We start from the raw sequence: 18,834 nt of genomic DNA on the forward strand, positions 1-18,834 counted from the left end.
CGGCCGGCCTAGACAGCCGACGGGCTGTTGGCCGAAACCGTGACGTCGAGGGTTACGTGGCCGGCCCCCGGCCCGAAGCGGCAGAAGGCCTCGTTCAGCGCCGAAAAGATCGCGCCAGTGTCGCCGCGCAGTTTGGTGCAGAAGTTCTTGGAGCGATCGTAGACGCCGGACTGCTTCAGGAAATCGATGCAGCCATAGATCTCGTCCATGTGGTCGCCTGTGCCCATCACATAGAGTGAGAATTGCGCCGCCGCCGGCTGGCCGGTGGCAGCAGCATTGCGCACCGCGGTGATGGCGGCTTCCTTGCGTGGGCCAAGCGGCCCGACAGGTCCGCCAAACGCGTCTGAGCGGCAGATCGGATCATCCGGCTCGCCCGGGCAGCCGCGCGAAATGGCCGCCGACAGCACGCAATGCTTGCCGCTCCGCGCCGCCGCCACGAACAGATCGCGCAGCGCCGGGAACAACACTTCGGGCGGCCCGACCAGCAAGGTCGAGATGTCGTCGGTCTCGATCCTGAGCCTGTCCCGGTAGGGATCGAGCGCGCCGAGCGCACCGAGGATGACGCCGACGAAATCGTCGGCCATGGGATATAGGGAAATCTGTGCGCCTGAAAACATCGCCCGCCTCGCTCCGCTGGTATTACCCAGATCAGCTTCTAGGGTCTGTGGGCTTGCCGCCCCCGTCTCAGCCCCGACCGTACGGAGCACCCCTGTGGATGGACGCCTTAAAGCACCATTCGCACCGAAGGGGAAGCCGTTTTTTCGGCGCACCGGGCCAAAAGCATTGCACCAGATCTGATCACAGGATGGGCGCCGGAGGTCCTCCCCGCGCGAATTTATCGGGAACCTTCGCCACGCCGCGAGGTTGACCCACCAGTCGCAACGCGACGAGTTCACAGAAATGGAGACAGAACCATGTTCATGAAAATCCTCGCAGCTTCGGCGTTCACCGTTGCCCTTGCAACATCCGCGATGGCGCAAAGCAATAGCGCAAATGGCACGGACGGGTCGAGCGGCAGCGGCCAGTCGATCACCGTGGACCCCAGCACGCCGGCGTCACCCAACACGGTCGATCCGGCGGCGACCAACAGCACCACCACCGCCCCGGGCGACATGAATTCCAATGCGGACAAGAACTGCCCGACCAATCCCCAAGGTGCGCAGAGCGATGCCAACGGCAACGCAACCGCCCCGACGGTGAACGACAACAACTGCGGCAAGTAATTTCGATCGCAACCAGGGAGATCGCGGAGCGCGAGCGCCGCGATCTCCCTGTGTAACCGGTCTCAATGACCGGGCTCCGGCAAGCCGCTTTTCTCGCTGAAACGCTATTTCAGGACACGGCTTCTGACTTGAGGGCGCGCAAAAGCGGCGCGCAATTTCAAGAGCCGTTTGAGCAGGCGGCCATGGGTTAGATAGCGGACCCTGCCATCGGCGAGATCGAACTCGGCGGTGCCCCATCGTGCGACCGGCGCTTGTCCAGTCGGCGGGCCAAGTCGTCCGATTTGGAACGCCAGTCTGACCTTGCGGCCGGCGACATCCAGATAAATCCCTGGAATATTGCCCAGCACATGCCATAACCGCGCGACATGCTCGATCGACATGGCCGGCGAGATCATCGTGTGGGCCGGTTCAAGCCGCGCCCAGATGAAATCTCCCGCCGGCTGTCGTGTCCCCGAAAGGTTGCCTTTGCAGTAGGCGGGCGCCACCTCGCTCACCAGCGTGTGCATTGCGCTTGCCAAGCCGTCGATCAGGGCCCGCCGCGACGCCCAGTCTGTCTCCGAAAACGACACCTGCCCGAGGATGTCGCCGTCGTCGAAGGCGGCGGACATCTTGTGCAGCGTCACACCGCCATGAACGGCATGCTGGCCGTCCACCGCCAGGCGGTGGAGAGGATGCGGCCCCCGATAGTTGGGCAGCAGCGCTGGGTGAAGATTGAGCCCGCCCTTGGGAAAAATGCTCAGCAATTGCGGTGGGACCAATGTGGGGAAAGCATAGCAGATCAACACAGCGGCGTTGACCTGCGACAATTGATTGCCGAGCGTGTCCCAATCATAAGGCCGCCCAAATTCGATCAGCCTTGCCGGCGTGTCGCCGACATAGCGCCTGAGCAACAATCTGCGTTTCAGTCTTCGGCGTAGATTGCCGGTGCTGAAGTGCTTTGGGCGCCGACGCAACCCAGGCACAACGATAGCCCCGATGCGATGGCCTGCTTCAAGCCACCCTGCCAGCAGCGGCCCGGTAAAGTGGTTGACGTCGAGTATGAACACGGCCGAAAGCCGGTCTTGCCCGGTCTGCGGGCTCAAAAGCAGCACCCTCTCAAAGCGCCCGTCAAGCCGATCACCTCATTCAAACGACGATCGAGCCAGGCCTTTTCGGGGGGCCGACCGCTTGCCAATGAAGGCCGTCGATCAGGTCTTGATTTGCGAAGACGGTATCAAGGCGGTGACGTCCGAAAGGCGGCCCCCTTTCGTCAGGACTGGCTTCTGATAAATCTTCTTCATGCTTCCCCCGTCGGATCATCCGCGCAATTTCGGCAATGCCACCGCCCGTCAACCGTCATGCGATGGCTGGCCGAGCGGCAATCGGCGAGGCGATTATAGTCCCATGCCGTGCGAAAGCCTATCCGTAAACTTATGAGACGGCTTTCTCACGAACCGGCAGCTTCCAGCCTGGCCTGACGAAATGGCAGGTATAGCCGTTGGGATATTTCTCCAGATAATCCTGATGCTCGGGCTCGGCCTCCCAGAAAGCACCTGCCGGTGCGACTTCAGTAACGACCTTGCCCGGCCACAGGCCGGAGGCATCGACGTCTTCAATGGTGTCTTCGGCGACGCGCTTTTGTTCGTCGCTCGTATAGTAGATCGCGGAGCGGTAGCTCATCCCGACATCGTTGCCTTGGCGGTTGCGCGTCGTCGGATCATGGATCTGGAAAAAGCGCTCCAACAATGTGCGATAGCTGATCACGGCCGGATCGAAATTGATCTCGATGGCTTCGGCATGGGTGCCGTGGTTGCGATAAGTGGCATTGGGTACGTCGCCGCCGCTATAGCCGACACGAGTGGAGATGACGCCGGGGTAGCGCCGTATCAGATCCTGCATGCCCCAGAAACAGCCGCCGGCAAGCACCGCGCGTTCGGTCGAAGTCGCCATGTCACGTCTCCTCAAGAAAGCAATTCAGGGGAAACGCTAGCTGTTTCCAGCCTGAATTGCACAACAACAAATTGGATTTCCCACAAATGGGCATTGTCGGCGGCTTCGTCCAGTCGACTGGAAGTGAACGCGGCGCCTACAGGGTGCGTGCGACCCATGCACGAACGAAACTATCACGATGCGGAACGGGATCGACCGCTCGACAGGCTTCAGTTGCGCGGATGCCGGGTCCGGCTGTCGGCGGCAAGCGGCAAATACCGCGTGCCGGGCGGAATGGCGGCAAAATTGATCGTCACTGGCGGCGCCCCGCGCGACCAGTTGAAAAGAACGGTCTTGACCGGGATGTCGTCCAGCCATGCCCGCAGTTGCGGCGGCACATCACGCCCCGACCAAATCATCAGCATGCCGTGGTCGCGCAGCCGCTGTGTTGTGATCCAGGGCGCGAATCGCGTATTGAGGTCGGTGAAGATCGAAGGCTTGTCATAGGCGTTGAGGCCCGCCAGCATGGCCAGATTGGTATCGCCGCCGACAATGTCGAGCCGGCCGGGCACCGCTGCGTGCCAGACCGCCTCGGCCTCGTCCGAGATCGGTTGCGCCGGCCAGCAGACGGCGTCCATGCGCCCCCGCACATTGCAATCCGTCCAGCGGATCGCCGCATAGGCGGCCGACATGGTGACGATGCAGGTGAATGCGCAGATCGCCAGCCTTCGCATCTCGAAGGCACCAAGCCGGTGGCCGAGGAAGGCGAGCGCCACGACGCCGACAAGATTGTACATCGGCGCGCCCCAGGATTCACCGGTGCCGGTGAACAACGAGGCCAACATGATCAGGACCGCCGGGCCGAGCCCCATCCATACGAGATAGACCAGAATGCCGCGTTCGACGGGCGCTTCTGGGGCAGGCGAACGCCGCAGCAGCCCCGATATCGACAGGACCAGGAGAAAGCCGGAGAGCCCGGCCATCTGGACACCGATGTAATACAGGCGAGCACGGTGTTCCGTCACCCAGGCGTCGCGGTCGGCGAAATAGGTCAGCGGCAGGAAATCGATGCGGTAGAGTTCGATGGCCAACGGCGCGGCGACGGCGAGAAAAACCGCAAGGCCGAGCCATGGCCAAGGCGTTGCAAGCCGGCCGCGCGCGCGCGCGTCGGACAACAGCCAGAGAGCGCCGAAGGAAAGCAGCAGGCCGGTGGAGAACTTGGCATAGAGCCCGACGCCCGACACCAGTCCGAGCGCCAGCCACCAGCCAGGTCCACCACCGCGGCCTGCACGCCAAAGCAGCCAGCATATGGCCGCCCAGAACGGCATCTGCGCATAGTCATGATTGAATTGCGGGGTCGGCCAGCCGAAGAAATAGACCGACGGCATCAAGAGCACCGCGGCCAGCGCGCGGCTTTGCCCGAGCATGTCGCGGGCCAGCAGATAGACCAGGACGAAGGTCGACGAGATCGTCAACTGGGCGAGCAGATATTGCGGCCAGCGGAACGATCCGGTCAGAAGATGGCTCGTTTCAAGCAGCCAGCCGGGAAGCTGCGGATGCTTGTAGGTCAACAGCACCCATTCGCGGCCCCACATGAACCCTTCCACGACATCGCCAGGCGGCGCGGGGTCGATCAGCGCCGGCACCATCGTCCAGCACACGATCTGCACCAGGCACAAGAGCGCCAGCAAATACCAGGGATGACGAAGCAGGCCGGACCAGACCGACGAACGGTCGATGCCCGCGACAGGCAACCCGCCCGGCAGCCAACCATCTATGGAGTCGTCAATTCCCGTCATGCGGCGCTTAAATCACACCGACCGGTTCGCCGAACAGCCCCAACGTCGAAGCTTACGAAAAAGTATACTTGCAGGCCATTGCAGGACCAAGATTGAGCGGGAATTTCAGCGCTCCATTGCCCTCCCCGACAGAACAATCCGCATATCTGATCCTGTCTGAACCTCCCGGATACTCAATGCGTCACCAGCATGCCGTCATCCACCACCGCGCGTTCGATTTCTGGCTGGCGCGCGCGGCTGTCCTCGTCATCATCTGCCTGCAGCTTCTGGTCATCAACGATCTCTCGTTCGGTCCCCGCTGGCTGGCGCCGGCCCTCGAGGCGGCGCTGCTCGTGCCGCTGTCGGTCGCCACGGCCTGGACACAGGTCGCCACCCAGAAGGCGGTCGAGGAGGAGCACTGGTATCTGGTCGGCCGGTTCCGCGTCATGATCCGCAGGACGGCCCTGGTGATGACCGGGGTCGTCAGCATCATGAACTGCGGCTCGCTGGTGTTCCTGGTGCGCGCGCTGCTGGCGGGCCATGCCGGCTCCAGCGGCCAGACGCTGCTGATCGACGCGCTCAACATCTGGGTCACCAATGTCATCATTTTTGCCTTGTGGTTCTGGAGCACCGATCGCGGCGGGCCGCCGACCTGCGGCCTCGTCAACCGCGCCCATTCCGATTTCCTGTTCCCGCAAATGACCTTGAACGACCGCGAGATCCGCGACTGGCTGCCGGGCTTCGTCGACTATGTCTTCCTCGCCTTCACCAATGCGACAGCGTTTTCGCCGACCGACACCTTGCCGCTCTCCCAGCGCGCCAAGCTTTTGATGATGGCCGAGGCGATGATCTCCCTGCTGACGATCGCACTGGTCGCGGCCCGCGCCGTCAACATCCTGGCCTGATCCATGTCGTCCAAAAGTGACCTCGGCTTCGGGAAGACGACATGCGTAAAAAACAAAGCCCTGAAGCGCGCCGCATGAATCCACTTCGCCGCGGCGCGCTTTAGCCCAAAACGCAAAAAAGCCCGCTCCGGCGAACCGGAGCGGGCAGTTGGATTGTCCGCGACTGTCGTGAAGCCGGAGCGCGAGGTGGAGGATCCACCACCCTCAATCCGCGCCGAGGTCGCGTTCGAAGACCACCTGGTCGCGCAGCGGAATGCCGTTCACAGCCGAGCCTTCGGGGTAACCGGTCGATGGCCCGAAGGCGTCCTGCACGATACGGCACATGCGAAATCCCTGTCGCTGGTAGAAACGCAAATTGCCGATATCGGCCGTTGCGGTCGAGACGATCAGGCGCCTGCCGTTGCGCTCGCGGCAACGGGTGATTGCCGCCGCGACCAGGGCACGCCCCAACCCCTCGCTCTGCCTTGCCGGGCGGACCGCGAGGCTCTTGAGTTCGAACACACCGCCCTCACCTGTCTCGATGACCTGCGCATGGCCGACGATCCGACCGCCATCGCGCGCGACAAGCACCTCGCCCCGATCGATGTAACTGGAAATCTGCATGGGGGAATCGTCTGCCAGGGCAAACAGAGGCCGTAAAGCCTCACGGTTTCCGTCGTATCGTTCAATAAGCATTCGCAGGTCCGGAAGGGATCAACGCCACCGCGAGTTCGGCGGCCCTGCTCTGGATATAGCAGCGGCCGGTCAGAAGCCACAAATGCAAAAATCCCGCCCTTGCGCGAGCTGTCAGGTGGAGATTTCGGCACGCAAAGCCTGCGGCTATTCCTCCGGGGCCGGACTGAACTTGCGCACGATCACCTCGAACAAAATATCCGAAATCCACATGGCGCAGACGCCAATGAGAAAGGCCGCCGCCAGCGTTGTCGTGTCGTCATTGGCCAGCGGCAGGCCCGTGGCGCGGGAATATTGGACCAGGGGCAGCGTCAGATAGGCGGCGGCGAGCGCGCCGCAAATGGGTGACGCCACCATCTCGCGCAGCTTGTAGCGGTGCCGCGACAAGGCGCGCAGGACGCCGCCGGCCAGGCCGGCGACAACGACCGGTCCCTTGATGCCGAGCAGATCGAAAAAATCATGCATCATCTCATCGCCCTTGCGATCAGGAGACCAAGGACCGATCCGGCGCCGAAAATGACCAGCCGGCCGAGCATCATGGCTGCATCCGGGGTAAATGCCACGAGAGTCATGGCTGCCATCCGCACAGTTTTTCGCCCTTGCGATTGTGTGCCAACAACGCCTTGACCTCGGCGTCCGGCAATGTCTCGACCGTGGCCGCCGACAGGCGCAGCGGGTTCGACACCGCGCAGAACCCGCCCTTGACGGTTGTGCAGCCTGCCATCGCGGCCAGCACCGACAGCAGCATCAATCCCTTGCCCATGATTTGAGCTCCTTTCGCGCGGTGGCGGCTGGCAGCGCGCCGATATCGTTCTGGACCTGGTCCGCGATGTCGTGCGCAGCGGCTTCGGCGGCGGCTTGCCTGGCACGTTCGCCGCGTTCGCCGGCAAGCCGCTGGCGGACGCCCCAGCCGAGCGCCGCGAAGATGGCCGCACCCATGCCGAGAAGGGTCGGATTGCCGAGCAGGAAGGACAGCAGCGCGCTCATTGGTTCGCCTCATCCTTGACCAGATAGCCGACGGCAAAGACGGCGATCGGCAGAAGCGTCGCCCATGTCTCGGCGTCATACCAGGACGGCCAGAGGTTGCGCACGAAGACACCGCAGACCGACAGGACCGCGGCGGCGATGGTCGCGGCTGTCAGCTTGTTGGTCGGGCGGATGGTAGGTTGGATGACAGTGGCCATGATCAGAATATCCCTTGCAGGGCAACGGCAATGTGGTGCCAGGCGGCATAGGCAAGCAGCAGGCAGGCGGCGATGACCCCTCCAGCCTTGGCGGCAACCGGAATCCCTGAACCCGACGCAGCCTCGGCGGCCGACGTTTCAACATCGGGTGGCTGCGGGACCGGCCCAGGGACCAACGCTGGCGTTGCGGGCTGCGCGGGCACTGTCGCGGGGGCCGACATCAGCAAGGCTTGGGTCCGCACGGACTTGACCCGATCGGACCAGCCCCGCCCGAATGTCCCCCATGTCGGCAATCGCTTGAGAAACGCCAGACGGGCATCACAAAGCTGGTCGATGACGATGCCGGCGGGTCTTGCCCTGGCTGCCGCCAGCGTGGCCGGACCGATGCGCCCGTCCTGGGAGACGCCCACGGCTGCCTGCAGGTATTTTGCCGCCCTGCCCGGCCCGCTGTTCACAGCGAAATCGAACACGGCGTAGTCGACACCGTCAGGCAGCTCAGCGCCGAGCACGGCGTCCCAGTAGAACCGCCGATAGACGGTCGCGACCTGGTCGTCGCCGATCTTCTTCAGATCGGCCTTGCTGGCATCGGCCTTCACATAACGGCGAAAATTCGCCAGCGTCACGCCCTTCATGGTGGCGCCGCCAGGGTCGGCCGGATTGTCCGACCAGCCGCCCTCGGATTTCAGGACGAGCGCAAGCGCCCGCGCAAAGTTGCGGTCCATGGGGGTTCCTTTCGGGTGATAGTGGCTCGAGTTATCGATGCGGAGCTACAGTGGATTTGAAGCCGACATCGTTTGGATAATTCGAATAGCCGCCTTCGTGTGCAAGCACGCGGGCAAGCGATTCCTTCTCACGGGAAACAGCCATGAATTTTCCTTTGGGATGATGTTCGGGGGGCGAGTTGGTTTAGATCGGCCTAAAGTCCCGCAGACGTTGTTCTCTGTTTTTTCTTTCAGTTGTCATGGAGCATGACTGCGAATAGGTTGCGCCCAATTTTCCAAATGAGAGACCCCGGCTTGCTTAAGTCGCTTGCAAAAAGACTGTTCCCGAGATCAGCGCCAGCCGATGCTCTAGCGACTGTAGAACGCCAGCGGAATCCTTCACTGGACGGACTTCGCGGGTGCGCAGTGCTAATCGTGATGTGCTCTCACTTTGACGGACTTTTCGGCATCACTAAAGGCAATCTCGGCGTCGACATCTTCTTCGTCCTGAGTGGTTTTCTAATCACGTCGCTGCTGCTTCGCGAAATTGCCGACACAGGTACCGTCAGCCTCGGCAATTTCTATGCTCGCCGAGTCCTGCGGTTGGCTCCGGCTCTGCTCGTCTGTGTTTTTCTTTTCGGCGCGATCGATCTCGCATTTGGAATATTCCCCCACAATATCATCCTGCGATCAATTCCTGCCGCTATCTTCTATGTGAGCAACTGGGTGCGCGCCGCCGATCTGTGGAATATGTATGAGTTCGGGCACACTTGGTCGCTGGCGATCGAAGAGCAGTTCTATCTTATCTGGCCGATAGCGCTCCTGTTCCTGATTGGTCGCGTCCAGAACTTCACGGCGATTTTTGCCGGTGTGCTGTTTTTGGTTCTGGCAATAGAGGTGAACCGCTACACGTTGGTGGCCCGTGGCGCTCCGGAGATGTGGGTCTCCGCGGCATTCCACACTCGCGCAGACGCGATATTTGCCGGAGCGCTGCCTGCCATCGTCGCCCACGCCGGGATATCAGAAGGGTTCAAGCGGTTGCTTTGGTGGGCGGCGCCTGCCGGCGTCATGGTAATCGTTCTTGTGCTGCTGTTGCCTGCCGACTATCTCGCCTGGAAACAGCCGTTTGTTGTTGCGTCGGTCGCCGTCATCGTTCTCCATCTTTCGTCAAATGCAGGGTCACGCATGCACCTAGCAATGTCGGCTGACTGGCTCGTCTACACAGGCAAGATATCTTACGGTCTTTACCTTTACCATTACCCGATCTGGTATTTGACGGTGCACAAGTACGGAGCCGCGCTGTCTGTCGGAGAAAAGCAAGCAATCGGTTTATTCATCCTAGCGCCCGCCTCCTATGCCATGGCAGGCATGTCGTTCAGGTACATCGAAACTCCCGCCCTGCTGATGAAGGAGCGTTTCCGCAGCAGGGTCACTGCCCTTGCCTAGTTCTTCGCGGCAAGGGCCGCTGCCACAGCGCTGTCAATCATCGCCTGCACTTCTGACTGTCGCGCTGCTTCCGCCTTTTGTGCGGCCTGCCCTTCGGCCGCCGCCTGCTCAGCCTGTTGCCGGGCTCGCTCTTCCTCTTCCGCGACCCTTGCTAGGCGCTTGGCCTTTGCGGCATCGCACCAGGCCTTGCTGTTCGCTGCGATTGCCGGATAAGCGCGGTGATGTTCAACAGCCGACGCGATGAAGTCGGCGAGAGCATCGCCGTCCTCCACCTCGAAGCCCATCGCGTCGAGAAGCACCCCGTTCTGCCACCGGACGAGACCGGCGACATCATCACAATCGGGCTGGATTGCGAGCCTGTGAGGCTCCATCCCGCCGAGGCTATTCCCATCATCATCAATGACGCCCTTTAAATAGCGAAGGCCGGCCGAGCCGTCAAAGCCCAGCGTGATATCCTGAAAGGTCGCTACGCGCTTCATGTGTGCTATGTCCTTTGATGTTCTTAGTTTAGACAGTGAACAACTGGCCTGAGCAGCGGACGTTTGCCGCTGTGTCCATGCCCAGGGGCTGAGAGGCCCCCCCACTCGCCACTGTCTCGACGGAGATGGCCGACGTGTTTACCGGGATGTAAGCTTGGGGGCTCCCTGTGAAGGTCATGTTGTTGAAATACACAGCCCCTACGACACCCGTGACGGCTGCCGTGAATGGCATCCCAGCTATGGTCATCGTTCCGGTTCCCGTGTGTGCCGTCCATGACAAGTTAACGGAGTACGAAAACAAGTTGCCAATCTTGGTGTACTTACCGGTCTGGGCGTTATAGGTCCCCGTGCCAGCGGTTGTGGCACCAACAAGGGTGGGCGTAAACGTGCCTTCCTCATAGTCATCCAAGGTGTTGGCGTTAGAGCTTGGCGCATCGGTTGCCGGAAAAGCAATCTGCCCGCCGGTCAACGTGATTGTGTCGATCGTAGGTGTTGCCAGTGTGGGCGAGGTGCCGAAGACCAACGAGCCGCTTCCGGTCTCATTGCTCACAGCAGCCGCAAGCTGAGCGCTGGTGCCGCCCGCCAGGAACGCGGCCATGTTGGAGGCAAGGCCGCTGATGCCGGTCGACACCGGCAGTCCTGTTGCATTCGTCAGCGTCCCCGAAGACGGCGTGCCGAGCGCCCCACCTGACGTCAATAGGCTGGAGAGCAGGACACCGCCGTCTTGAATCATTTTGCCCGTCGTGCCGTTGAACATGGCGACACGTCCAGAGACCGACGATGCCGGACCTGTTACAACATCGGCAATCTTGATCCCACTATCCTTGCCCACTTTGCCAGTCGTGCCGTTGAAGGTGACGATATTGTCAGCCCCCGACGAAGCAGGCCCGGTGAAATCCCCCGCTCCCAAGCCATCCGCGCCCTTGTCGCCATTCCGATCGAACGTGAGCCAGCAGGCCATGCCATTCGTCATCGAGCCCGACCCGCTAACGTAGGCAAGTGCCACCTTTCGATAACGGGTCGCCGCCATCAAATCGTCGCGCAGTTTTACAACCTGACCATCCTTGCGATGGAAAATCCTGAATTCCTCGAGCCACTCGCCGAGGGTGGAGAACACCTTGAAGCGGCCGGATTGCATGCGGTCGAGCATCTCCATCAGCCCGGCCTCGACCGAGACCGAGCCGTCGGGAAATTGCGCGTGGCGCGACAGCATGTTCAGCCCGTGCGCCGCATATTGTTTGGCAAGCGCCACCCCCGCCCCTTCCAGCGTCTCGCGGCGGCCGTCGCGCGGCCAGGCGAAGGGCAGCCATTCGCCCCAGGGTTTCAGGGTCAGCGTCTGCATGGCCGGCGTCTGCTGAGAGGCCCGCGCTGATTTGGTGACATAGACGACATCGGCTTCCGTATCCCAGGCGAGCTCGACGGCGGCGGAAGGATGGTCCCAGCCGAAATCGAGCGCGCCGATGCGCGGCCAATAGCGCGGCAGCCGGAACGGCTCGCAGACAATCAGCGCCTCGGCGACGGGAAAGATGCGGCCCGAGCCCAGCACGGGAATGCCCTGGGCGCGGGCCTCGCGCTCATGTTCGGGATAGGCAGCAACGATCGCCTTGCGTTCTTCGGGCGAATAATGCGCGGCATCGTCGATGGTCATGAAGGTGACGTGACGGGACATGGCGGGCCTGATTCAGCTTGTGAGATGACCACTGCATGGCGCTGTTCAGGCGTGGTTTTTTGGGGTCGGATGCGACAGTTCTTGGGAGAAGGCGGAGCGCGCTTTTCGATCTTTTTACCCAGCCACCGCCCGCATCTGCGCATGCTGCCGCACATGCTCCAGCGTCAGCTCCAGCCCGATATGCGACAGCTCTGTCGCGGCGGCTTCCGCGGCATGCGTGGCGGGTTCCACCACGCGCTCGAACATCTCCTGTTCGTAAAGCTTCACGGCTTGCCTCCAGTCACCGGCCTCGACCAGGTGGCGGGCGAGTTCGGCCGCGTCGAGCATGGCGGCGTTGACGCCCTCGCCGCCGAAGGGCGACATGACATGGGCGGCGTCCCCCAGCAGCGTCACGCCGACCCGGTTCGGCCAATGGTGGCCGATCGGCAGCGCGTGGATGGCGCGGGCCACGATATTGTCGTTGCTGGCCGCGATCAGAGCGACGAGCTCCGGCGCCCAGCCCTCGAATTCGGCCATCAGGCGGGCTCGCGCCGCCGCCGGCGAAGCGAAATCGAACGTCCTCTCCGCCCAGTCGGCGGGCACGCGGAAGATGGCATAGCCGCGCAGATGCGCATTGGCGTTGCGCTGCACGATCATGCCGCGGCCGTCGCCCTCGGCGCCGATCTTGCCGCGCCCGACCAGCTTCGACAGTTCGGGATGGCTGGCGTCGACATCGTCGATGCCGAATTCGATGAAGGTCAGCCCTGTATATTGCGGCCGGTAGCGCGAGACCAGCGGCCGCACCCGCGACCAGGCGCCGTCGGCGCCGACGACGAGGTCGAACGGGCCGAGCAGGTCGGCGCCGAAGGCCAGGTCATAGGCGCCGTCGGGGCGCGCATGGACCTCGCGCAGCTCCCTGCCCCATTGCACGCTGCCTTCCGGCAGCGAGGCAAGCAGGATGTCGCGCAGCGCCGAGCGGTCGACTTCCGGCCGGTCGCCGCTGTCATCGTCATCGGCCAGCACCAGCCGGCCGTCCTTGTCGTAGAGCCGGCTGCCCTGGTCCTCGTAGCGGGCGATGCGCAGGAATTCCTTTTCGAGGCCGGCGCGCCGCAAGGCGAGCTGGCCGGAGTCGACATGCAGATCGAGCGTGCCACCCTGCGGCCGGACCAGCGCATGCGCCTCGCGCTCGAAGACGGTGGCGGCGATGCCGTTGAGATGCAGGATGCGCGCCAGCGTCAAGCCCGCGGGGCCGGCGCCGATGATGGCGATGCGCAAAGGGATTCCGGTCATGGACAGGGGTCTCGCATTGATTTATATAGGAGCCTATACAATAAACATAGGCACCAATGCAAGTCATGACCGACTGGACCCTGTTCTCGAACCCCGCCCCACTCATCAACATGGCAGCGCGCAGCCTCGCCCGCCTTGGCGAGCGGCGGGTGAAAGCCTTCGGCTTCTCGATCGGCCAGATGCCGGTGATCTATCTCCTGCGCGACGGCGCGGCGATGTCGCAGAAGGAACTGGCGCGCTTCGCCAAGATCGAGCAACCATCCATGGCGCAGATGCTGGCGCGCATGGAACGCGACGGCCTGATCCGCCGCACGCCCGACCCCAAGGATGGCCGCAGCAGCCTGATCTCGTTGACCGAAGCGGCGCTGAAAAAACTGCCCGCCGCGCGCGCGGCGCTGGACGAAGGCAGGGACGAGGCATTGGCCGGTTTCAGCGAGGACGAGGTGGCGACGCTGCTGGGCATGCTCAGGCGGCTGAACGAAAACCTGGACCGGATGGTGGCGCGGGAAGTGGAGTGAGCAAGTTCAGGACCCCAGTTCCGAGGCCCACCTAGCTCTTATACCCCTCGTTCAAGCAATCATTCTTCCAGGCCCAGTCGAAGTCGGCCCGCGAAATGGACTGGCCCATGCCCGGCTCGACAAACGGACCGGCGGTGTTGTCGATATAGACGATGAAGCGCGCCTCCTTGGTGAAGGTGCCGACCTTGGCGGTGATGACGCCGCAGGTCTGGCCGGACGAACTGTCGCCGGTAAGCTGGACATGCGAGAATGTGGCGGAAGGATCGCTCACCAGCTTGTGCATCTTGCCTTCGGCGGCACTGATGGCATCGGCGCGCCAATCGCCGCTGCCGCTACAGGCCGAAAGCACGGCGCAAAGGACAAGCAGTTCCGCAATCTGGCGCATGTGGGACCCCGAACGTCGCACCGGACGCTACCCGGCCACCGGTTGCCGCAAAAGCGGTATTGCGGATCATGGTTTCGCGGCGGTTGACCCCTTCGCCATCCTCTCCACTTCCCCCGCCGACAGGAACAGCAGCACCACGTCGCTCATCCCAAGCAGCGGCGTGAACGTCACGATCGTTATCCCGCCGGTCGCATTGGTGCGGGTCAGGCCTTCGGAATAGATGTCGAGCGGCGGCTCCTCGTCGAACCAGACGCCGTGCAGCGTCTCGCCCTGCCATTTCTCGCGGCCCTTCTCGAAACTCTTGAACGACAGCACGCTCTCGCCGGCCTGCACATCGCCGCCGCCGCCATGGCGCACCACGACGCTGTCGAGCGCGCCCGGCGCGCCGCGGCCCATGATGGTCTGATGAATAGCATCCGCCGGGATCATGCCGGTGCCCCAGGCCGCCTGCTGTTGCGGTGGGCCGACCAGCACGCGCTGCGGGTTGTCGCGCGTGCCCTCGCCGGTCACGCCGGCCGCCCAAAGCCGTACAGGCGTGTCGAAAACCTTGCCTTGCCACCAGGCGGGATAGCGGCCGGTCAGATGCATCGCCCATTCCGCGCCGCCGGCCCTGGTCTTGCCGAGCTGGTTGCCGGCCATGAACAGGCGCTCGCGGTTGACCGCTCCAGCCGCGTGAAATTCGGCCTGGCGCGGATACGGTCTGTACGCCGCCAACTGGTTGCTGCGTCTGCGGCGGTCAAGTTCCGCCAGCAGCGCCAAATATTCCGTCTTCGCGGCGATCGGCGGGCTCTTCGAGGAACGGCCTGACGACGGCTTCGAGGGCCCTGATGCGGCTGCGGATCTGTTCATCGCTGAGGGCGTCCAGATGGTTGACGGCGGCGACATCGAAATCCTTGGGCAGGACTGAAAGCACGATCTTCAGATACTGGTCGGGCTTGTCGGCCCGCACCTCGGCGATGACGCCGGCGCCATGGGCGCGGAAATCGGCCCGCACGGCGGCAAGAAAGTCGTCGCCCAGCGTCTTTTTCGGCCGCTTCGGCCGAGGCGTCGGCGCGGCCGCCTCGCCGGCCCGCTTGCGCCTTGCCGGTCTTGTCTTGCGGCGCGCCGGCCCGGCGCCGGCTTCGTCAGCCATCGACCTGGCCCATCGCCTTTGCGGCGGCATCGCTGGCCGCCTTGCCCGCCTTCGGCATCGATCCGACCGGCTTTCTCGAGCGGCCGGTTTTCTTCTTGGCCCGCTTGGCGCGCTTCGGCTTGGCGGTCGCGGCAGTTTTTGCCGCACCGGCGCGTTTTGCCATGCTGGCCTGCGCCTTCAGCCGCGCCAATACGAGACCGATGGCATGCCCGCCAATGCCGGCTTGCGGAAAACCAAAGCCGCCGGCCGCATCCCGCACCATGCCGATCAGCACGCCAGGCGCCACCGGCTCGACGCGGCCCAGACGCGGCCGGGGCGCGGCGCCCTCGAACTCGCCAATGGCGCTGACGATGTCGCGGCCGTCATCGTCGGTGATGATGGTGGCATAGCGTTGGGTCATCGGATTCTCGCAGAGGGGGGCGCTGTCCCGCCGGCGTCCAAAATCGGCAGCCTCAGCGCCGTCACATGACAAGGCGCCAAAAACACAAAACCCGCCTCGGCGGCGGGTCGTTGGCGCAAATCAGCACCATGGACGAGATGATAGCCTGACTGCCCTCACCCGGTCAAGGAAAAAATTCCTAGGCCTCAAAACCCGCCTCAAGCCTCCTCCTCGATCATGCTCTGTGCGACCTGCGTGGCGCCGCCATTGATCCGGGCGGCGACGATGTGGCCGAGCGCCACGGCACCCACGCACAGCAGCACCGACAGGCCGATGTTGAGCGCCGCCCGGCCGAAGCCGCCGGCGCGCAGCAGGTCGAGCGTCTGCAGGCTGAACGACGAAAAGGTCGTATAGCCGCCGCACAGGCCGATCATCACGAACAGGCGCAGGCTTTCGGAGGCGGGATAGCGCCCGCCGGCCAACGTCAGCGTGCCGAAGAAGCCGATCAGCAGCGAGCCGCTGATGTTGATGATGATGGTTCCCCAGGGCAGTTCACTGCTCACCGGCAGCGCCCAGGTGGAAACGAGGTAGCGCGCCAACGTGCCCAGCGCACCACCGGCCATGACCAGAAGACAGTTCGAAAAAGACATGCTCGATCCTCTCTGAGACGAGCACATCGGCCCGCCGTGGCGGCGGAATCGACAGATTCCCACCGCGGTTTTCGCGGCAGGAGTCATCAGCCATCACTGGCGGTTTCGGGAGAACCCCATTCCCATCACTGGTAAGATGCCAGATGCCAGACATCTCCCATTACTGGCAACATGCCAGAGCGCGGCCGCTTCGACAAGCCGGCGGCGGAAGCGGGAGGCTGAAAACACAAAACGGCGGCGGGTCGTCGGTGCAAATCAGCACCATGGTCGAAATCATGATCGACTGCCATCACCGGACAATCGGATCGCCAACGGCCGATCGCCGAAATCCGGCATTGGCTAGCCGGCTTTTCTTCAGCCCGTAGCTGTGGGATCATCGGTTGAAGCTCATGGAATGATTCCCGTCACGGCCTTTGTGGGAGAGGACGATGGACAGACCAGCCATGGCATCCGTTTTCAGGATGCGACATGCTCCAGCCTCGGTTTCCGGGGTGCGAAGTACCGGCCAGGGACAGGCCGATCCGGTGATCCGCGTGAACTCGCTTGGCGAGGCGATCCGCTTCGTCGCGGGTGCATACCCCAACTACGACATCGGCGCCGTTGCCATCACGTGCGGCGATCCGTCGATCCCGCGCCTCGGCAGCCTGGAGGTCAAGGCGCTGTGGCGCGAATATGGCGAACGCCTGACGCAGGAATAGACAGTTTCCCACGACAGACGGCCTGCCCGTCGTCCGGATCGAAGATGACCGTACCCGGCGCCTTCATCGGCTGGTCGGGATTGCGGCGGCGATCCCGCTGGTGCTGCTGGTCGCGCTGTTCGCCGACAGGATCCGAGGCGGCACGCTTTGGCTCCGGATCGGAAACGCGGCTGGCGCGTTTCAGCTACGGTGAATAGAGGGAGCAATCGTCATGAATGTCGCCAACCTGCAACTCGAGGGCCTGCTGATGGCCGTCGCCTCGATCAACCATGTGCTGGTGCGCAAAGGCGTGCTGACATCGGAGGAGATCGATATCGCCCTGCGCAAGGCCGAGGCTGGCGAGACCAGCGAGGAGCGGTCCGGCGGCATGTCGGCGTCGAGCCGTGACGCTGTCAACTTCCCGATCCGGCTCCTGGAGCTCGCCAACCAGTGCCAGCCGGAGGCGGACATGCCCTCATTTTCCAAACTGGCCCGCATGGTCGGCCAGATGAAGGAGCCATATAACGACCAGATGTGAGATCAGCCGTTTCACGGAAACGGCTGACTCCTCTGATCATCCCCTATGCCCTGCCCGGCCAGCCCGGGTTCAGCGCCAGCGTCTGTCCCGGTCCGTGCACCGCCGCGAACAGCAGTCCGGCGATGAAGGAAAAATGGTCGACGAAGAAGCCGAACTCGGCCTGGTTGCCGGCCCAGTGGCTGGGGCCGTGGAAGGCGAAGGCCAGGAACAGCACATAGGCAGCGGCGACAAGGGCCGCCTGCGTGAAGAAGGCGCCGCTCAGGAAACACAGTACCAGCGCAACCTCCAGGATGGCCGCGCACCAGGCGAGGAAGAGAGGGAAGGGAAAGCCGGCGGCGGCGATGAAACCCGCGGTGGCGCCCATGCCCATGAACTTGAAGGTCACCGCCATGAGGAAGACGGCGGCAAAGATCAGGCGGGCAATGAGAAGGGCCGTGGTCTGCCACGGCGATTGAGCGATTTGCGACGGCATGACTTTCTCCAGGGGTTTGAAAACCGTTTCGCTCCCAAGGACGTGCGACCTTAGGCGGTTCCGACATCCCCCTCGCGAATTTACCTGAAAACCCATAAGGGACCGCCCGCCGCCACGGCGGCAGGCGGTCACCCCGCTTCAAACGCCCTTCCGCCCCGGCCGAGTCGCTCGCCACAAAAATCGCGAAACTTGTTCGTAACCATGATCGTGGTAGCCTTAGCTTGGGCTAATGCACAGACTTGTCTGATGCAGTGTTTGGGTGGGTTGAGAATTGGGCGCGCGTGTCAGGCTGGGGACGGGACCCTTTCTGGTCGGGTCATCGGTGGTGGAGTGCAATGGCTGCGGCGGCAGCGGGCAGGTTTTCCAATGCCCGCGCTGGACAAGCTCCAACGGCCTTTGCTGTCCCGCGGGCACCCACCATCGTGGCTGCCCCGGCGCCAGCGCGCCCTGTGCCGAATGCGGCGACACCGGTCAGCGCGACGCCGGCCCGGTTCATTCGCCGGCCTGAACAACGGCTTGCAAGCCGTTCCTGCCGGGGCGATCCGCCGTCATGGAACCAGCAGCGCCGATCGCTGTTATGTCTGATCGCGGCATCGCGTGGTACAATGTCCGCGCGACCATGCGGCTGACAGAAAGCGAGGCCCGCCATGCCTGACGACAAATCGAAGATCAAACAGGACCGCAAGCTGGTTTCGAGCGAGGAAACCTACGAGGTTGCCGCGTTTGCCCGCAAATACGGCATCCCGCAGAGCGAAGCCCAGACCATCATCAAGCGCTACGGACCTTCGCGCAAGAAGCTCGACAACCATATGGCGGCGCGCGGATAGAGGGCGGCTGCCGCGAGCCGCG

26 protein-coding genes and 2 riboswitches are annotated in these 18,834 nt (G+C 63.2%); of the genes, 7 read left to right on the forward strand and 19 right to left on the reverse strand.

From position 1 onward, the window contains the following. Window positions 1-8: 8 nt before the first annotated feature. Window positions 9-617, reverse strand: coding sequence for a YkoF family thiamine/hydroxymethylpyrimidine-binding protein (locus AC07SZ_RS08845; RefSeq protein WP_056571635.1), 609 nt, complete (start codon window positions 615-617; stop codon window positions 9-11). Beyond that, a riboswitch (TPP riboswitch) is annotated at window positions 608-721 on the reverse strand. (Overlaps the previous gene by 10 nt.) A 193-nt stretch (window positions 722-914) precedes the next feature. On the opposite strand from AC07SZ_RS08845, the gene AC07SZ_RS08850 reads away from it, so the two are divergent. Next, window positions 915-1,223 (forward strand): hypothetical protein, encoded by a 309-nt coding sequence (locus AC07SZ_RS08850; protein WP_056571631.1) that lies wholly within the window; start codon window positions 915-917, stop codon window positions 1,221-1,223. A 104-nt stretch (window positions 1,224-1,327) separates the two neighbouring features. Here AC07SZ_RS08850 and AC07SZ_RS08855 read toward each other — a convergent pair whose 3' ends face one another. The 3 genes from AC07SZ_RS08855 to AC07SZ_RS08865 all read right to left on the reverse strand — a co-directional run bounded on the left by AC07SZ_RS08855 (window position 1,328) and on the right by AC07SZ_RS08865 (window position 4,930). Continuing rightward, entirely contained in the window at window positions 1,328-2,116 is a 789-nt protein-coding gene (locus AC07SZ_RS08855) for a formyltransferase family protein (protein WP_056571628.1), read from the reverse strand. Between the two features lie 517 nt (window positions 2,117-2,633). Continuing rightward, the gene (gene msrA, locus AC07SZ_RS08860) at window positions 2,634-3,152 is read right to left on the reverse strand and encodes a peptide-methionine (S)-S-oxide reductase MsrA (protein WP_056571625.1); all 519 of its coding nucleotides are present in this window, start codon (window positions 3,150-3,152) and stop codon (window positions 2,634-2,636) included. Between the two features lie 209 nt (window positions 3,153-3,361). After that, a complete protein-coding gene (locus AC07SZ_RS08865) occupies window positions 3,362-4,930 on the reverse strand; it encodes a glycosyltransferase family 39 protein (protein WP_056571623.1) in 1,569 nt (522 codons plus the stop codon). A 176-nt stretch (window positions 4,931-5,106) separates the two neighbouring features. Here AC07SZ_RS08865 and AC07SZ_RS08870 point away from each other — a divergent pair, with 176 nt between their 5' ends. Continuing rightward, entirely contained in the window at window positions 5,107-5,814 is a 708-nt protein-coding gene (locus AC07SZ_RS08870) for a hypothetical protein (protein WP_056571620.1), read from the forward strand. Window positions 5,815-6,018: 204 nt separating this feature from the next. Here AC07SZ_RS08870 and AC07SZ_RS08875 read toward each other — a convergent pair whose 3' ends face one another. The 6 genes from AC07SZ_RS08875 to AC07SZ_RS08900 form a co-directional block, all read right to left on the reverse strand. Then, window positions 6,019-6,417, reverse strand: coding sequence for a GNAT family N-acetyltransferase (locus tag AC07SZ_RS08875; RefSeq protein ID WP_244494086.1), 399 nt, complete (start codon window positions 6,415-6,417; stop codon window positions 6,019-6,021). 216 nt (window positions 6,418-6,633) lie between these two features. Further along, the gene (locus AC07SZ_RS08880) at window positions 6,634-6,951 is read right to left on the reverse strand and encodes a hypothetical protein (RefSeq protein ID WP_065005382.1); all 318 of its coding nucleotides are present in this window, start codon (window positions 6,949-6,951) and stop codon (window positions 6,634-6,636) included. Between the two features lie 103 nt (window positions 6,952-7,054). Next, window positions 7,055-7,249 (reverse strand): hypothetical protein, encoded by a 195-nt coding sequence (locus AC07SZ_RS08885; protein WP_065005345.1) that lies wholly within the window; start codon window positions 7,247-7,249, stop codon window positions 7,055-7,057. Next, a complete protein-coding gene (locus AC07SZ_RS08890; protein WP_065005344.1) occupies window positions 7,234-7,473 on the reverse strand; it encodes an ABC transporter permease in 240 nt (79 codons plus the stop codon). Before AC07SZ_RS08890 ends, AC07SZ_RS08885 begins: the two co-directional genes overlap by 16 nt. Continuing rightward, a complete protein-coding gene (locus tag AC07SZ_RS08895; protein ID WP_065005343.1) occupies window positions 7,470-7,670 on the reverse strand; it encodes a hypothetical protein in 201 nt (66 codons plus the stop codon). Before AC07SZ_RS08895 ends, AC07SZ_RS08890 begins: the two co-directional genes overlap by 4 nt. Window positions 7,671-7,672: 2 nt before the next feature. Further along, entirely contained in the window at window positions 7,673-8,392 is a 720-nt protein-coding gene (locus tag AC07SZ_RS08900) for a glycoside hydrolase family 108 protein (protein ID WP_081294884.1), read from the reverse strand. A 279-nt stretch (window positions 8,393-8,671) separates the two neighbouring features. Here AC07SZ_RS08900 and AC07SZ_RS08905 point away from each other — a divergent pair, with 279 nt between their 5' ends. After that, window positions 8,672-9,817, forward strand: a complete 1,146-nt coding sequence (locus AC07SZ_RS08905) for an acyltransferase family protein (protein ID WP_494914167.1) — start codon at window positions 8,672-8,674, stop codon at window positions 9,815-9,817. Here the strand turns inward: AC07SZ_RS08905 and AC07SZ_RS08910 are convergent. The 3 genes from AC07SZ_RS08910 to AC07SZ_RS08920 all read right to left on the reverse strand — a co-directional run bounded on the left by AC07SZ_RS08910 (window position 9,814) and on the right by AC07SZ_RS08920 (window position 13,234). Further along, the gene (locus AC07SZ_RS08910) at window positions 9,814-10,296 is read right to left on the reverse strand and encodes a hypothetical protein (RefSeq protein ID WP_494913973.1); all 483 of its coding nucleotides are present in this window, start codon (window positions 10,294-10,296) and stop codon (window positions 9,814-9,816) included. The two genes, AC07SZ_RS08905 and AC07SZ_RS08910, sit on opposite strands and share 4 nt — an antisense overlap. 28 nt (window positions 10,297-10,324) lie before the next feature. Next, window positions 10,325-11,944, reverse strand: coding sequence for a phage terminase large subunit family protein (locus tag AC07SZ_RS08915; RefSeq protein WP_494913974.1), 1,620 nt, complete (start codon window positions 11,942-11,944; stop codon window positions 10,325-10,327). A 135-nt stretch (window positions 11,945-12,079) separates the two neighbouring features. After that, window positions 12,080-13,234 carry an FAD-dependent oxidoreductase gene (locus tag AC07SZ_RS08920; RefSeq protein ID WP_056571613.1) on the reverse strand — a complete coding sequence of 385 codons (1,155 nt, stop codon included), beginning with the start codon at window positions 13,232-13,234 and terminating at the stop codon, window positions 12,080-12,082. A 65-nt stretch (window positions 13,235-13,299) separates the two neighbouring features. Here AC07SZ_RS08920 and AC07SZ_RS08925 point away from each other — a divergent pair, with 65 nt between their 5' ends. Beyond that, window positions 13,300-13,752 carry a MarR family winged helix-turn-helix transcriptional regulator gene (locus tag AC07SZ_RS08925; RefSeq protein WP_494913975.1) on the forward strand — a complete coding sequence of 151 codons (453 nt, stop codon included), beginning with the start codon at window positions 13,300-13,302 and terminating at the stop codon, window positions 13,750-13,752. 31 nt (window positions 13,753-13,783) lie between these two features. Here AC07SZ_RS08925 and AC07SZ_RS08930 read toward each other — a convergent pair whose 3' ends face one another. From AC07SZ_RS08930 to crcB, 5 genes are all read right to left on the reverse strand, one after another. Next, window positions 13,784-14,137: a hypothetical protein gene (locus tag AC07SZ_RS08930; RefSeq protein WP_494913976.1), complete on the reverse strand. Its 354-nt coding sequence runs from the start codon at window positions 14,135-14,137 to the stop codon at window positions 13,784-13,786. 66 nt (window positions 14,138-14,203) lie between these two features. Beyond that, complete coding sequence (locus AC07SZ_RS08935; RefSeq protein WP_494913977.1) at window positions 14,204-14,851, reverse strand: terminase large subunit domain-containing protein; 648 nt, start codon at window positions 14,849-14,851, stop codon at window positions 14,204-14,206. Between the two features lie 22 nt (window positions 14,852-14,873). Continuing rightward, window positions 14,874-15,269 (reverse strand): hypothetical protein, encoded by a 396-nt coding sequence (locus AC07SZ_RS08940; protein ID WP_494913978.1) that lies wholly within the window; start codon window positions 15,267-15,269, stop codon window positions 14,874-14,876. After that, a complete protein-coding gene (locus AC07SZ_RS08945; protein ID WP_494913979.1) occupies window positions 15,262-15,669 on the reverse strand; it encodes a hypothetical protein in 408 nt (135 codons plus the stop codon). The genes AC07SZ_RS08940 and AC07SZ_RS08945 overlap by 8 nt, the downstream gene beginning before the upstream one ends. Before the next feature lie 197 nt (window positions 15,670-15,866). Continuing rightward, window positions 15,867-16,298, reverse strand: a complete 432-nt coding sequence (crcB, locus tag AC07SZ_RS08950) for a fluoride efflux transporter CrcB (protein ID WP_494913980.1) — start codon at window positions 16,296-16,298, stop codon at window positions 15,867-15,869. Between the two features lie 70 nt (window positions 16,299-16,368). Then, a riboswitch (Fluoride riboswitch) is annotated at window positions 16,369-16,431 on the reverse strand. A gap of 295 nt (window positions 16,432-16,726) precedes the next feature. Here crcB and AC07SZ_RS08955 point away from each other — a divergent pair. Beyond that, window positions 16,727-16,996, forward strand: a complete 270-nt coding sequence (locus AC07SZ_RS08955; RefSeq protein ID WP_056571594.1) for a hypothetical protein — start codon at window positions 16,727-16,729, stop codon at window positions 16,994-16,996. 211 nt (window positions 16,997-17,207) lie between these two features. Then, the gene (locus AC07SZ_RS08960) at window positions 17,208-17,513 is read left to right on the forward strand and encodes a hypothetical protein (protein ID WP_056571591.1); all 306 of its coding nucleotides are present in this window, start codon (window positions 17,208-17,210) and stop codon (window positions 17,511-17,513) included. A gap of 43 nt (window positions 17,514-17,556) precedes the next feature. On the opposite strand, the gene AC07SZ_RS08965 is transcribed toward AC07SZ_RS08960, so the two are convergent. Then, on the reverse strand, window positions 17,557-17,985 hold the full coding sequence (locus AC07SZ_RS08965; protein WP_056571588.1) for a DoxX family protein: 429 nt from the start codon (window positions 17,983-17,985) through the stop codon (window positions 17,557-17,559). Window positions 17,986-18,632: 647 nt separating this feature from the next. On the opposite strand from AC07SZ_RS08965, the gene AC07SZ_RS08970 reads away from it, so the two are divergent. Beyond that, window positions 18,633-18,812 carry a DUF3606 domain-containing protein gene (locus AC07SZ_RS08970; RefSeq protein ID WP_027052489.1) on the forward strand — a complete coding sequence of 60 codons (180 nt, stop codon included), beginning with the start codon at window positions 18,633-18,635 and terminating at the stop codon, window positions 18,810-18,812. The last annotated feature ends 22 nt before the right edge of the window (window positions 18,813-18,834 follow it).

The sequence above is a fragment of the Mesorhizobium sp. GW821-FHT07A06 genome (assembly GCF_059419085.1).

Bases quoted from the DNA above. Each gene is read 5' to 3' on its own strand.
- AC07SZ_RS08915 (WP_494913974.1), bottom strand. From the start codon at position 11,944: ATGACCATCGACGATGCCGCGCATTATTCGCCCGAAGAACGCAAGGCG.
- AC07SZ_RS08890 (WP_065005344.1), bottom strand. From the start codon at position 7,473: ATGAGCGCGCTGCTGTCCTTCCTGCTCGGCAATCCGACCCTTCTCGGC.
- AC07SZ_RS08870 (WP_056571620.1), top strand. From the start codon at position 5,107: ATGCGTCACCAGCATGCCGTCATCCACCACCGCGCGTTCGATTTCTGG.
- AC07SZ_RS08875 (WP_244494086.1), bottom strand. From the start codon at position 6,417: ATGCAGATTTCCAGTTACATCGATCGGGGCGAGGTGCTTGTCGCGCGC.
- AC07SZ_RS08955 (WP_056571594.1), top strand. From the start codon at position 16,727: ATGGACAGACCAGCCATGGCATCCGTTTTCAGGATGCGACATGCTCCA.
- AC07SZ_RS08900 (WP_081294884.1), bottom strand. From the start codon at position 8,392: ATGGACCGCAACTTTGCGCGGGCGCTTGCGCTCGTCCTGAAATCCGAG.
- AC07SZ_RS08930 (WP_494913976.1), bottom strand. From the start codon at position 14,137: ATGCGCCAGATTGCGGAACTGCTTGTCCTTTGCGCCGTGCTTTCGGCC.
- AC07SZ_RS08885 (WP_065005345.1), bottom strand. From the start codon at position 7,249: ATGGGCAAGGGATTGATGCTGCTGTCGGTGCTGGCCGCGATGGCAGGC.
- crcB (WP_494913980.1), bottom strand. From the start codon at position 16,298: ATGTCTTTTTCGAACTGTCTTCTGGTCATGGCCGGTGGTGCGCTGGGC.
- AC07SZ_RS08970 (WP_027052489.1), top strand. From the start codon at position 18,633: ATGCCTGACGACAAATCGAAGATCAAACAGGACCGCAAGCTGGTTTCG.
- AC07SZ_RS08865 (WP_056571623.1), bottom strand. From the start codon at position 4,930: ATGACGGGAATTGACGACTCCATAGATGGTTGGCTGCCGGGCGGGTTG.
- AC07SZ_RS08965 (WP_056571588.1), bottom strand. From the start codon at position 17,985: ATGCCGTCGCAAATCGCTCAATCGCCGTGGCAGACCACGGCCCTTCTC.
- AC07SZ_RS08910 (WP_494913973.1), bottom strand. From the start codon at position 10,296: ATGAAGCGCGTAGCGACCTTTCAGGATATCACGCTGGGCTTTGACGGC.
- AC07SZ_RS08920 (WP_056571613.1), bottom strand. From the start codon at position 13,234: ATGACCGGAATCCCTTTGCGCATCGCCATCATCGGCGCCGGCCCCGCG.
- msrA (WP_056571625.1), bottom strand. From the start codon at position 3,152: ATGGCGACTTCGACCGAACGCGCGGTGCTTGCCGGCGGCTGTTTCTGG.
- AC07SZ_RS08940 (WP_494913978.1), bottom strand. From the start codon at position 15,269: ATGGCTGACGAAGCCGGCGCCGGGCCGGCGCGCCGCAAGACAAGACCG.
- AC07SZ_RS08880 (WP_065005382.1), bottom strand. From the start codon at position 6,951: ATGCATGATTTTTTCGATCTGCTCGGCATCAAGGGACCGGTCGTTGTC.
- AC07SZ_RS08945 (WP_494913979.1), bottom strand. From the start codon at position 15,669: ATGACCCAACGCTATGCCACCATCATCACCGACGATGACGGCCGCGAC.
- AC07SZ_RS08895 (WP_065005343.1), bottom strand. From the start codon at position 7,670: ATGGCCACTGTCATCCAACCTACCATCCGCCCGACCAACAAGCTGACA.
- AC07SZ_RS08905 (WP_494914167.1), top strand. From the start codon at position 8,672: ATGAGAGACCCCGGCTTGCTTAAGTCGCTTGCAAAAAGACTGTTCCCG.
- AC07SZ_RS08845 (WP_056571635.1), bottom strand. From the start codon at position 617: ATGTTTTCAGGCGCACAGATTTCCCTATATCCCATGGCCGACGATTTC.
- AC07SZ_RS08960 (WP_056571591.1), top strand. From the start codon at position 17,208: ATGAATGTCGCCAACCTGCAACTCGAGGGCCTGCTGATGGCCGTCGCC.
- AC07SZ_RS08925 (WP_494913975.1), top strand. From the start codon at position 13,300: ATGACCGACTGGACCCTGTTCTCGAACCCCGCCCCACTCATCAACATG.
- AC07SZ_RS08850 (WP_056571631.1), top strand. From the start codon at position 915: ATGTTCATGAAAATCCTCGCAGCTTCGGCGTTCACCGTTGCCCTTGCA.